Origin of the sequence: Pseudonocardia endophytica (assembly GCF_004339565.1) — a bacterium.
Lineage (GTDB): Bacteria > Actinomycetota > Actinomycetes > Mycobacteriales > Pseudonocardiaceae > Pseudonocardia > Pseudonocardia endophytica.
Map to the genome: position 1 here is coordinate 1,563,696 of NZ_SMFZ01000002.1, position 11,540 is coordinate 1,575,235.

10 protein-coding genes are annotated in these 11,540 nt (G+C 70.1%); 4 read left to right on the forward strand and 6 right to left on the reverse strand.

Translation table 11 applies throughout. The features are described from left to right. The first annotated feature begins 62 nt into the window (after positions 1–62). The 4 genes from EV378_RS26225 to EV378_RS26240 all read left to right on the forward strand — a co-directional run bounded on the left by EV378_RS26225 (position 63) and on the right by EV378_RS26240 (position 3,634). Positions 63–1,904 (forward strand): MtaA/CmuA family methyltransferase, encoded by a 1,842-nt coding sequence (locus EV378_RS26225; RefSeq protein ID WP_207908873.1) that lies wholly within the window; start codon positions 63–65, stop codon positions 1,902–1,904. Between the two features lie 21 nt (positions 1,905–1,925). Next, positions 1,926–2,231 (forward strand): zinc ribbon domain-containing protein, encoded by a 306-nt coding sequence (locus EV378_RS26230; protein WP_132430067.1) that lies wholly within the window; start codon positions 1,926–1,928, stop codon positions 2,229–2,231. A gap of 161 nt (positions 2,232–2,392) precedes the next feature. Further along, on the forward strand, positions 2,393–2,929 hold the full coding sequence (locus EV378_RS35570) for a MerR family transcriptional regulator (protein ID WP_165922491.1): 537 nt from the start codon (positions 2,393–2,395) through the stop codon (positions 2,927–2,929). 78 nt (positions 2,930–3,007) lie between these two features. Then, on the forward strand, positions 3,008–3,634 hold the full coding sequence (locus EV378_RS26240; protein ID WP_132430068.1) for a TetR/AcrR family transcriptional regulator: 627 nt from the start codon (positions 3,008–3,010) through the stop codon (positions 3,632–3,634). Between the two features lie 23 nt (positions 3,635–3,657). Here the strand turns inward: EV378_RS26240 and EV378_RS26245 are convergent, their stop codons facing one another. From EV378_RS26245 to EV378_RS26270, 6 genes are all read right to left on the reverse strand, one after another. Beyond that, positions 3,658–4,827, reverse strand: a complete 1,170-nt coding sequence (locus EV378_RS26245) for a uroporphyrinogen decarboxylase/cobalamine-independent methonine synthase family protein (RefSeq protein WP_243653776.1) — start codon at positions 4,825–4,827, stop codon at positions 3,658–3,660. Next, positions 4,803–5,795, reverse strand: coding sequence for a bifunctional 5,10-methylenetetrahydrofolate dehydrogenase/5,10-methenyltetrahydrofolate cyclohydrolase (locus EV378_RS26250; protein WP_132430069.1), 993 nt, complete (start codon positions 5,793–5,795; stop codon positions 4,803–4,805). The genes EV378_RS26245 and EV378_RS26250 overlap by 25 nt, the downstream gene beginning before the upstream one ends. Before the next feature lie 109 nt (positions 5,796–5,904). Next, on the reverse strand, positions 5,905–7,404 hold the full coding sequence (gene ahcY / locus EV378_RS26255) for an adenosylhomocysteinase (RefSeq protein ID WP_132430070.1): 1,500 nt from the start codon (positions 7,402–7,404) through the stop codon (positions 5,905–5,907). Between the two features lie 28 nt (positions 7,405–7,432). Next, positions 7,433–8,641 (reverse strand): methionine adenosyltransferase, encoded by a 1,209-nt coding sequence (metK, locus tag EV378_RS26260; RefSeq protein WP_132430071.1) that lies wholly within the window; start codon positions 8,639–8,641, stop codon positions 7,433–7,435. Positions 8,642–8,643: 2 nt separating this feature from the next. Beyond that, positions 8,644–9,810 carry a uroporphyrinogen decarboxylase/cobalamine-independent methonine synthase family protein gene (locus EV378_RS26265; protein ID WP_132430072.1) on the reverse strand — a complete coding sequence of 389 codons (1,167 nt, stop codon included), beginning with the start codon at positions 9,808–9,810 and terminating at the stop codon, positions 8,644–8,646. Position 9,811: 1 nt separating this feature from the next. Next, positions 9,812–11,314 carry a class I SAM-dependent methyltransferase gene (locus EV378_RS26270; RefSeq protein WP_132430073.1) on the reverse strand — a complete coding sequence of 501 codons (1,503 nt, stop codon included), beginning with the start codon at positions 11,312–11,314 and terminating at the stop codon, positions 9,812–9,814. Positions 11,315–11,540: the final 226 nt, after the last annotated feature.

Sequence of the window (11,540 nt, forward strand, 5' to 3'; positions counted from 1 at the left end):
CCTGCCAGAGGAGATGTCCCCCGACCCCGGGATCCGCCCGGGGACCACACAAGGAGATGCCAGTGCCTGACACGATGTCCAGCCGGGAGCGGATGGTCGCGGCCATCACCATGAAGGAGCTCCCCGACCAGGTGCCCTGCGTGCCGCTGCTGATGACCCGTGGCCTGCGCGAGGGTGGCGTGACCTGTGACGTCGCGCAGCGTGACCCGGAGGCCGCCGCCCAGGCGAAGATCAAGGCCCTGAAGAAGTTCGGCGGCGACGTGCTCATCCCGGGCACCGACCTGTTCACCCCGGTGGAGAACCTGGGGGCCGAGCTGGACTACCTGCCCTACGCGCAGCCGTCGCTGGTCAAGCACCCGACGCCGACGAAGGAGGACTTCTACCGGCTGCGCGACGAGTACCACTCGAAGGGCTTCAACCCGGACGCCGGGCGGCTGCGCACGATCGCCGCCGAGGCCCAGGTGTACGTGCGCGAGGGGTACAAGAACACGCACGTCCTCGTCACGCCGGTCGGTGGTCCGATCACGACCGCGCAGCTGATGACCGGGTCCAGCGAGTTCCTGACCTACCTGGACACCGACCCGGAGTACGCCCACGAGGTCATCGAGCTGGCCCTGGACTGCGTGAAGAACGTGGTGCGGATGATGTTCGAGGCCGGCCTGGACGCCTGCAACATCCTCGACCCGTTCAACTCCAGCGACATCCTGCCGCCGGAGGTCTACCGCGAGTTCGGCCTGCCCTACCAGAAGCGGCTGTTCTCCTACATCAACGAGATCGGCGGGCTCGGGCTCACCCACACCTGCACGTTCACCCAGCCGATCTGGCGCGACATCGCCGACAACGGGTGCGTGAACTTCAACGGCGACATGTACCCGGGCATGGACCACACGAAGCGGGTCATCGGCGGTGAGATCTCGCTGATGGGGACGCTGAGCCCGTTCTCGACGCTGGTGCACGGCTCCACCGAGGACGTCGCCAACGAGGTGAAGAAGCTGGCCGCCGAGGTCGGCTACAACGGCGGGTTCGTCTGCATGCCGGGCTGTGACATCGACTGGAACGTGCCAGAGGAGAACATGCACGCGATGATCGACACGTGCGCGTCGATCAAGTACCCGATGGACGTCGCCGCACTGGGCGACCTGTCCAACGTGTACCTCGCCGGTCACCCGAAGCACCCCGGTACCCGGGACAACTCCACCGCGGCCGACGAGTCGGTGGCGGGCGGCAAGGCCGCGCACAAGGCCGAGGAGGGCTCGCAGGAGGAGGTGAACGAGAAGCTCGTCGAGGCGATCATGGACTACGACGGCGAGAAGGCCAAGGAGTGGACGCAGATCGGCCTCGACCGGGGCATGAGCGCCCAGGCCATCGTGTTCGACGGCCTCTCGCTCGGCATGAAGATCGTCGGTGACATGTACGAGCGCAACGAGCGCTTCGTCACCGACATGCTCAAGGCCGCGAAGACCATGGACAAGGCCATGCCGATCCTGATCCCGCTGCTGGAGGCCTCTGGCTCCGGTGACGGCCCGACCGGCACCGTCGTCGTCGGCCTGGTCCGCGGCAACACCCAGGACATCGGCAAGAACCTGGTCTGCCTGATGCTCAAGGCGAACGGGTTCAAGGTCATCGACCTCGGCAAGAACGTCAAGCCCGAGCAGTTCGTGCAGACGGCCGAGGAGAACGACGCGGTCGCCATCGGCATGTCGGTGATGACCAACTCCTCGACGGTCTACGTCCAGAAGACCAAGGACCTGCTCGAGGAGAAGGGCCTGGGCGGCAAGTACCTGCTGATGTGCGGTGGCGCGGCGGCGAACCGGCCGATCGCGCGTGAGATGGGGATCGAGTACGGCTCGGACGCCAACGCGGCCGTGTCGTTGGTCAAGGACAGGGTCGAGGCTTCGGCCTGACCCGGTAGGAGAGGAGGACGGATGCCGACGTACGACTTCCGATGCGACGCCTGCGGCGCCACCCGTGAGGTCCGTGCCCGCTACGAGACCGTGGCCGGGCTGGAGCTCGTCTGCGTGCTCTGCGGTGGGCGCATGACGAAGACGTTCACCGCCACGGTCGGTCTGATGACCCGCTCGGCGGCGGCGCCGTCCCCCGCTCCGCCCCGGCGCAAGGGGCGCCGGGGCGGGGACTCCTGCGACGCGGCGCTGAAGCTGACCAAGCCGAACCCGTTCGCCGCAGAGCTGCGCCGGGTGGCCGACGCGAACCAGGGGGCAGAAGAGCGCTGATCGCCACACGACGCCCCCGGGCGGGATCGGTGCGATGTATCGGACCTGCACGTAGACTGGAGATCTGTGCGTGAGGCGTCGCCGGGACCCGGTGGCCCTCGCCCAGGGGCGGAGCCGTTCCGGCGGCGCGTCCGAGGTCGGGCGAGAGGAGCGGTGGCGCGGTGGATGTCCGCGAGGCGAGACGGCGAGGCTACCAGTCCGCCGGCGAGGTGGCGGAACTGCTCGGGGTGACCCCGCGAACCGTCCACTACTACGAGGAGCAGGGCCTGGTCTCGCCCAGGCGGACCGACAAGGGCACCCGCTTCTACTCCGATTTCGACGTCCGCAGGCTCGAGGTGTGCGTCCGGTTGGCCGGGCTCGGTGTCCCGATCAAGACGATCGCCCGGCTGGCCCAGACCCGGCCGTCGTCGGGAACCGGCGAGGAGTCGAGCCACGCCCTCGTCGACGTCTTCGGCGAGATCCGCACCACGTTCCGGCAGAGCCTGGCCGGCCTGCGCTACATGCTGGCCGACCTGGAGAAGACCGAACGGCTCGTCCGGACGTGCTGGAACTGCCCGAACAAGCCGAACCGGCTGGACTGCCCGGAGTGCCCCTGCGAGCGGGAGCTGGACTCGGCGTTCATCCTCAGCCTCACCTGGGACCCGGACCGACCGGAGCCGGCCGCGGGAGCGCCGGACACCCGGGACGGTGCGGGCTGAGCAGGCACGACGGTCCGCGAGACGGGCGTCGGGCCGCCCGTCGCGTGGATCGGTGACATCCGTGTCACGGTAAGGTGGATGAACGTGGAAGCAGACGGCGACGCCGCGGGTGTGGCGAAACGGCCGAGCGGCAGCGAACGGATCAGCCGTGCCGCCTACGAGCTGTTCACCCGGCACGGCGTCCGCGACGTCGGGGTGGACGCCGTCGTCGACCGCGCCGGTACGGCCAAGATGACGCTGTACCGCAACTTCCCGTCGAAGGACGACCTGATCCTCGACTACCTCGCGCGCCGCGAGAAGCTGTGGACCGAGCAGTGGCTGATGCACGAGAGCAGTCAGCGCGGAGCGCGCCCGCAGGACCAGCTGCTGGCGGTGTTCGACCTGTTCGGCGAATGGTTCGCCCGCTCGGACTTCGAGGGCTGCGTCTTCCTCACCACGATGGTCGAGATCAACGACCCGGACACACCCGTCTTCCGCGCCGCGGTGAAACATCTGGGGCGGATCCGCGCCTACCTGCGGGAGCTGGCCACGGCGGCCGGTGTCGCCGACCCGGCGTTGCTGGCCCGCCAGTGGCACATCCTGATGAAGGGTTCGATCATGGCCGCGCAGGAGGGCGACCGGGACGCCGCCTCGGCCGCACGGGCGGTCGGCGTGCTGCTCCTGCAGACCGAGGGGATCGACGTCGAGCCAGCCGTCGGAGGCTGACCGGGCCGTCCGACCGGCTCCGGTCAGGCGATGCCGAGCTTCTCCGCGGCGAGCCGGGTGCCCTCGACCCTGCTCTTGATCTTCCGGAACGCGATGCCGCGGGCGATGTCGGGTGAGCCGTGCCGGGGCTTCTCGTCGTTCGAGAACGGGGAGAACCCGCAGTCGTCGGTCGAGCCGAGCTGCTCGGCCGGGATGAAGTCGGCCGCGCGGGTGAGCGTGTCGGCGATCTCCCAGGGGCTCTCCACCCGGGGGCTGCGCGGGTCGACGACCCCGAGGTAGGCCATCTGCGTGACGCCGTGGGCGTCGGTGCGGAGGTGCTCGCCGATCGCCGCGCAGACCGTGTCCCTGTCGGGTTCGGCGGCCAGCTGGATCAGGAAGTAGCCGGCGTCGATCCGGAAGAGCTCGGCGAGCACACCGGGGTAGGGGACGTCCGCGGAGTGCGCCGTGTCGCGGTCGGCCCCCGCGCAGGTGTGCACGCCGATGTGCGCCCGCTCGCGCGCGTCGAACCGGGCCATCACGGCGTTGATCAGCTCGATGAAGTGCGGTAGCAGCCCGGCTCCGGTCCACGGGTTCCGGGGATCGTCGCGGGTGGCCAACCGTCCCTCGGTGAAGTCCACGGACACCCGCGCCGCGCCGACCTCGAACGCCGACCGGATGTCCCGCTCGCACTCGTCGACCAGCCGGGTCTCGAACTCGTCGCGGCTGTAGCCGGGCACGCGCTCCCGGAGCGGGTAGAGCAGCGCCAGGGTCGACGGTGAGATCACCGCCTGCTTCATCGGTCTGGTCGTGTAGCCGATCGACGTCGCGAGCTGGTCGGCCGCGTAGTTCGCGTACGCGAACGGCCCGCGGGCGAGGCGGGGGAGCCGCCGGCCGTGCCCGTCCTCGAAGATCGCCAGGATCTGGCCGTCCGGATCCAGCGTCGGCGCGAGCCCCGTCGTGCCCGGCGTCTGGGTGACCGGGTAGGTGGCGAACGACACCCGCCGCTGCTCGCCGTCGCTGATGATCGGCGCCCCGGTCGCCTCGTAGCTCCTGATCGTCTGCCGGACGGCCGACTCCTGGGCCGCCTCGAGCGTCGCCCGGTCGATCCGGCCGGCGTCGTGGTCGAGGTAGGCCTGTTGCAGCGCGGCCGGCCGCGGCAGCGACCCCACCGGTTCGGTGGGGATCCCGGTCAGCGCCCGGGGGTCGTAGCGCACGCCGCCCCCTCGCCACCGGCACGCAGCGACGCGGCACGGACGCAGTTGCGCATCAGCCACACGTCGGTGACCGGTCCGACACCGCCGGGAACCGGGGTCGCGGCGCGCGCATGGTGCAGTACGGCGGGTAGGTCGATGTCGCCGACCATACGGGTCCGGCCGCTCTCCGGGTCGGTGACCGGGTTGATCCCGACGTCCAGGAGCACCGCACCGTCGGCGACGTGCTCCGGCCCGATCAGGTTCGGCACGCCGGCCGCCACGATCAGCACGTCGGCCCGGAGCGTGACCTCCGCGAGGTTGCCGGTGCGCGACGCCCACTCGTCGCAGGACACCACGATCGCGCCGCGCGCGTGCCCCAGTGCCAGCGCCGGCTTGCCGACGTTGTTCGACCGGCCGACCACGACGATCGTCGCACCCCGGTAGAACCGGGCACGGTCCTGACCGGTCGCGTCGAGCCAGGTGTCGAGCATGTGGAACGCGGCCGCCGGGGTCGACGGTTCGAACCGCGGCGTACCCATGGCGAGCAGGCCGGCGTTCTCCGGGTGCACCGCCTCGATGTCCTTGGCCGGGTCGAGCCGGGCGAACACGTCCGTTTCGGACACGCCGGACGGGAACGGGCGCAGCAGCAGGATGCCGTGCACGCTCGGGTCGGAGTTCAGCTGGTCGACCACCCGGGCCACGTCCCGGGTCGGGCAGCCGTCGGCCAGCCAGAGATGGCGGTACCCGATGCCGAGCCGGCCCGCGAGGGCGCGCAGCCGTCGCTCGTAGACCGCCGCGGCCTCGTTCACACCCACCATCACGGTGGCCAGCCCGCAGGTCGCGGCCTCGTCCGGGAGCCGCGCGATCTCGCGCCGGACCTCGGCCCGCAGGCGCCGGGCGACGCTCCGCCCGTCGATCAGCTCGGCTCGCGGGGGTGGTTCCAGACCCTCGGTCAGGAGATCGAGCTCGACGTCGCCGAACACACTCACCGTCGGTTCCTTCCGGTGTCGCGCCGCCGGGTGGACGGCGGTCGGTGCACCCGGGGGTCGGCGGGGCGTCCCGCCGACCCCCGGGGCGGTCGGTGCCGGTGGTGCTACCTCAGTAGCGGTAGTGCTCCGGCTTGTACGGGCCTTCGACGTCCACGCCGATGTATTCGGCCTGGTCCTTCGAGAGCGTGGTGAGCTCCCCGCCGAGCGCCGTCACGTGGATGCGGGCGACCTTCTCGTCGAGGTGCTTGGGCAGCCGGTAGACGTCCTTGTTGTACTCCTCGTGCTTGGTGAACAGCTCGATCTGCGCGATCACCTGGTTGGAGAAGCTGTTGGACATCACGAACGACGGGTGCCCGGTCGCGTTGCCCAGGTTCATCAGCCGGCCCTCGGAGAGCACGATGATCGAGTGCCCGTCCGGGAAGATCCACTCGTCGACCTGCGGCTTGATCGTGATCCGCTGGATGCCCTCGACCCGGCCCAGCCCGGCCATGTCGATCTCGTTGTCGAAGTGACCGACGTTCGCCACGATCGCCTGGTGCTTCATCCGCTTCATCAACTCGACGGTGACGATGTCCTTGTTCCCCGTCGCGGTGACCAGGATGTCGGCCTTGTCGATGACGTTCTCGAGCGTGTTGACCTCGTGGCCCTCGAGCAACGCCTGCAGCGCACAGATCGGATCCACCTCGGCGACGATGACCCGGGCACCCTGCCCGGCCAGCGCCTCCACCGACCCCTTGCCGGTGTCGCCGTAGGCGGCGACCACCGCGACCTTACCGCCGAGCAACACGTCGGTCGCCCGGTTCAGTCCGTCGATCAGCGAGTGCCGGATGCCGTACTTGTTGTCGAACTTCGACTTGGTGACCGAGTCGTTGACGTTGATCGCCGGGAACAGCAGCTCACCACGCTCGGCCAACTGGTAGAGCCGGTTGACGCCGGTCGTGGTCTCCTCGGTGACACCACGGATGTCGGAGTTGATCGTGGTCCAGCGCTGCGGGTCCTCGGCCAGGCTGCGGCGCAACGTCGCCAGCACCACGCGCTCCTCGTCGGCGACGGTCAGGTCGTCGTCGGCGACGGTCGGCACGACACCGGTCTTCTCGAACTCGACACCCTTGTGCACCAGCAGGGTGGCGTCACCACCGTCGTCGAGGATCATGTTCGGGCCGACCACGTTGCCGTTCTCGTCGCGGAACTTGAACAGCTGCTCGGTGCACCACCAGTAGTCCTCGAGCGACTCGCCCTTCCAGGCGAACACCGGCACACCCTGCGGGTTCTCCGGGGTGCCGTGCGGGCCGACCACGGCCGCGGCGGCCGCGTAGTCCTGGGTGGAGAAGATGTTGCACGACACCCAGCGCACGTCCGCGCCCAGCGCGACCAGCGTCTCGATCAGCACGGCGGTCTGGGTGGTCATGTGCAGCGAACCGGCGATCCGGGCACCGTGCAGCGGCTTCGCCTCGGCGTACTCGCGCCGCAGGTCGACCAGACCCGGCATCTCGTTCTCGGCGAGCCGGATGTCCTTACGGCCGTACTCCGCCTCGGTGATGTCGGCGATGGCGAAATCGAGCCCGCCAGCGTGCTGCAGCTTCGGGTGGCTCGTCTCGGATGCGGTCATCGGTGACGTCTCCTCTCTCGTCGGCTCGTCAGAGCCCGGCCGCCGAGCGCAGGTCGGCGGCCTTGTCGGTGCGCTCCCACGGGAAGTCGCCGTCCTCGCGCCCGAAGTGCCCGTAGGCCGACGTGGGCGAGTAGATCGGACGCTGCAGGTCGAGGTAGCGGCGGAAGGCGGCCGGGCGCAGGTCGAAGTGCTCCGACACCAGCTTCTCGATCACCGTGCGGTCCAGCCGCTCGGTGCCGAACGTGTCCACCAGCACCGACACCGGCCGGGCCACGCCGATCGCGTAGGCCACCTGGACCTCCGCCCTGGCCGCCAGCCCGGCCGCGACGACGTTCTTCGCGACGTAGCGCGCCGCATAGGCCGCCGAGCGGTCCACCTTGGACGGGTCCTTGCCGGAGAACGCCCCTCCGCCGTGCCGGGCGTACCCGCCGTACGTGTCGACGATGATCTTGCGGCCGGTGAGGCCCGCGTCGCCGACCGGGCCGCCGATGACGAACCGGCCGGTGGGGTTGATCAGCAGGTCCTCCTGGAGCTTGTCGGCGTCGTAGAAGTCCTGCGGGAGCTCGGTCGCGACGACGTGCTTCCAGAGGTCGTCGCGGATCTGCTCGTTGGTCGCCTCCTCGGCGTGCTGGGTGGAGACCAGCACCCGCTCGACGGCGACCGGGACGTTGTCCCGGTACCGCACCGAGACCTGGGTCTTGCCGTCCGGACGCAGGTAGGGCAGCGTGCCGTCCTTGCGGACCGCGGCCAGCCGCCGGGACAGCCGGTGCGCCAGCGCGATCGGCATCGGCATCAGCTCGGTGGTCTCGTCGGTGGCGTAGCCGAACATCATGCCCTGGTCGCCGGCACCCGCCGAGTCCAGCTCGTCCTCGGACAGCGCCCGTGCCTCGGCGGCCTGGTCCACGCCCTGCGCGATGTCAGGGGACTGCTTGTCCAGCGCTGTCAGGACGGCGCAGCTGTGCCCGTCGAAGCCGTAGCGGCCGTCGTCGTAGCCGATCCGGTTCACGGTGTCCCGCACGGTCTGCGTGTAGTCGATCTGCGAGCTGGTGGTGATCTCGCCGGCGAGCACGACCATGCCGGTGGTGATCAGCGTCTCGCAGGCCACGCGGGAACCGGGGTCACCGGCCAGCGCGGCGTCCAGGACGGCGTCCGAGATCGCGTCCGCGATCTTGTCCGGATGCCCTTCGGTCACCGACTCCGACGTGAACAGGTACTCGGACGAAACTGACTGGGTCATTCCTACGCTCCTCGTGTGGTCGAGAGATCGGTACTCGGGGCGGCGGCGCCGGCCTCCGCCGGTTCGCCGGGATCCGCCGGTGTCCCGGCGCCGTCGTCGTGGCCGGGGACGCCGTTCGACAGGTGTTCCGGGGCGGGCTCCGGCTCCGGGGGCGCCGGATCCGGCAGCTCGGCTCGGACGAGGGCCGTGCCCTCGACCATGGCCCGCAGCTTGGCGGTGGCCACGTGCTGCGGGAGGTTGCGTAACCCGCAGTCCGGGTTGACGACGAGCCGGTCGGCGGGGACCAGCTCGAGCGCCCGCCGGATCCGGGTGGCGATCAGCTCGGGCGGCTCGATCTCGCGGGACTTCACGTCCACCACGCCCAGCCCGATGGTGCGGTCCCAACCGGACCGCTTGATCACCGGAAGGTCCTCGTACCCCTTGCGCGCGAACTCCAGCACGAGCTGGTCGACATGGGCGTCGAGGACCGTGGGGAACAGGAAGTCGTAGTGTCCCTGCCAGAGCGGGCGCGCATAGCGGTTGCCGTAGCAGACGTGCAGCGCCCACGTGACGTCCACGTCCCGGACGACGGTGTTGATCGCCTCCACGGCCAGCCCGACCTGGTCGGGGTAGCCGGCCAGGAACGGCTCGTCGATCTGCAGCAGGGTCGCGCCCGACTCGGCCAGCGCGTGCGCGGCGTCCGAGAGCACCCGTGCGAGGGCGCGGACGAGCTCGGCGGGGTCGTCGTAGGCGTGGTCGGTGACGCGGCGGGACAGCGAGAACGGTCCGGTGAACGAGAACTTGACCGGCCGGTCGGTCTGCGAGCGGGTGAACGCGAAGTCCCGGTCCAGACCCAGCCCCACGGCGTCCGAGGGAACTGCCAGCTTTCCTGCCCGGACGTCGTAGTAGTCGTAGTAGAACTCCTTGCTGGGCACCGGGATCTCGATGCCGGGGATCCGGGCGAGCAGGTAGTCGACGTCGTTGTCCCGGCGCAGCTCTCCGTCGGAGACGACGTCGATGCCGGCCAGCTCCTGGTCCTTGATCGCCGCCTTGACGGCGGTGTCGTGGACCTCCTCGAGCTGGGAGCGGCTCATCCGGCCGCGGAAGTAGTCGGTCTTGAGCCGCTCCAGCCATTCCGGCACCGGCCAGGAGCCCACGACCGAGGTGGGCAGCAGGGTGCGGGTGTCCATGTCAGTCCCTCACCTGCGCCGTCATCGTGATGATGTTGGTTCCGGTCCGGTGCGCGAAGGGGGCGTAGGTGACGTCGAAGCCGCGGCGCCGGCCGACGTGCGCGAGAAGCTGCCCGTTCACCCAGTTCACGACGGAGCCGTCGTACTTGCCGGGTCCCTTGAAGCCGGTGCGGTACGCGCCGGCGTCGGTCACGAAGATGTCATGGCAGATCAGCCGTCCGAACGGGTGCAGCAGCGGCAGGGTCTCCACGAAGCTGGCGACGGCGCCGTTGTTGACGTGCATCCGGATGTCCGCACCGGACTCGACGAGGGGGCGCAGGGCCTCTCCGCTCACCGTCGGCGCGAGCTCGTAGAGATCGAGCCCGGGCAGCGCGACGTAGCGCTCCTCGAGCCGCACCGCGGACCAGGCCCTGCGCCAGAACTCGACGGCGGCGTCCGGGCCGCCGAGGTGCTCCGGCCGGGCCTCGGCGAGGAGGGCGGGGCCCAGCCGGAGCAGTTTCTGGACGAGCTCGCCGATCTGGTCCGGGCGTGCGTGGACCAGCTCGGCGAGCTCGGTCACCTCGTCCCGGGGCAGGTAGGCCCGGGACTCGACGAGGTAGGTGCGCCCACCGAGCTGCGCGACCTCGTCGGTGGGGAGGTTGTCGTAGACGTTCGAGATGTAGACCAGGAAGACCTTGAACTGCAGGAACCCGAGAGTGGACTGCGGGCGGGTCGCGTCCAGCACGAACGAGCTGACGTGCTCGGCGTGGTCGGCGACCGTCTCCCGGGCCAGGTCCAGCACGTGCGGCGAGTAGTCGCACATCAGGTACTGCAGGCGGCGGTAGTAGCCCCGGCCGTGTTCGCCGTCGCGCTCGCGGAACTCGTCGAGGAAGACCTTGGCCTGGTTGCCGTTGCCCACGCCCAGCTCGACCACGTACAGCTCGGGCGGGAGGGCGTCGCCGTCGGCGAGCCCGTCCCACACCGCGAACAGCTCGTCGATCAGCGAGCGGGCGGCGTCCCGGTTGCGCGCGTCGCTCTCGCCGCCGGGCAGCGCCTGCTCGTAGGCCTGGCCGGTCGCCTTCTCCCACAGGTCGAGGGCGGACCAGTACAGGGCGTTGAAGTCCCAGATGCAGCTGTCCCTGGTGGGCCGCCAGTCCTCGAGCGGGACGTGGCCGGAGTCCCGGCCGCCGTCGGCGTGGGCGGAGAGCGCGGCGTGGGTCAGGTCCCGCAACGAGTGGTCCGCGCTGCGCCGCACGTCGATCGCGATCTCCAGGTCGTCGTCGCGGACGCCTTCCGGGACCGGCTGCGGCTCCACGGAGCCGGACCCGGCGGAGACGATCGGGCGCAGCTCGACGGCGTCCCGGAAGTTCTGCCGGTACTGCACCCAGTCGCAGACCACGCGTACCCGGGACAGGTCGGTCGAGCTCTCGCTGAGGGCGTCCACCACGGGGCCGAGCGAGTCGCTGATCGTGATCGGTGTCTTCTGGCTCCGCAGGCGTGTGTGCGGACGGAAGTCCACGAGCATGTACTGCCTCCTGTCGGCGTTGAGCGGAGGCGACGGCCGCCGGTCGTCCGTCGCAGCGCCGGTCCTCGTGCACCGGCCGGCCCGCAGATCCGGGCCTTGCGGACCGGAGCGTCTCCGGTCGGCGTCGTGACGGAGAGCGTGCTCTGAGACCCAGGTCACCGTCATCGGCGGCGATCCCAAAGAACAGCAGTCGATCATTGTGTCGGGGCGACAACCGACCGGTGTC

What these genes read in the sequence shown, in the direction of transcription:
- EV378_RS26230 (WP_132430067.1), top strand. Translation starts at nt 1,926, where the DNA reads ATGCCGACGTACGACTTCCGATGCGACGCCTGCGGCGCCACCCGTGAG.
- EV378_RS26240 (WP_132430068.1), top strand. Translation starts at nt 3,008, where the DNA reads ATGAACGTGGAAGCAGACGGCGACGCCGCGGGTGTGGCGAAACGGCCG.
- ahcY (WP_132430070.1), bottom strand. Translation starts at nt 7,404, where the DNA reads ATGACCGCATCCGAGACGAGCCACCCGAAGCTGCAGCACGCTGGCGGG.
- metK (WP_132430071.1), bottom strand. Translation starts at nt 8,641, where the DNA reads ATGACCCAGTCAGTTTCGTCCGAGTACCTGTTCACGTCGGAGTCGGTG.
- EV378_RS26265 (WP_132430072.1), bottom strand. Translation starts at nt 9,810, where the DNA reads ATGGACACCCGCACCCTGCTGCCCACCTCGGTCGTGGGCTCCTGGCCG.
- EV378_RS26270 (WP_132430073.1), bottom strand. Translation starts at nt 11,314, where the DNA reads ATGCTCGTGGACTTCCGTCCGCACACACGCCTGCGGAGCCAGAAGACA.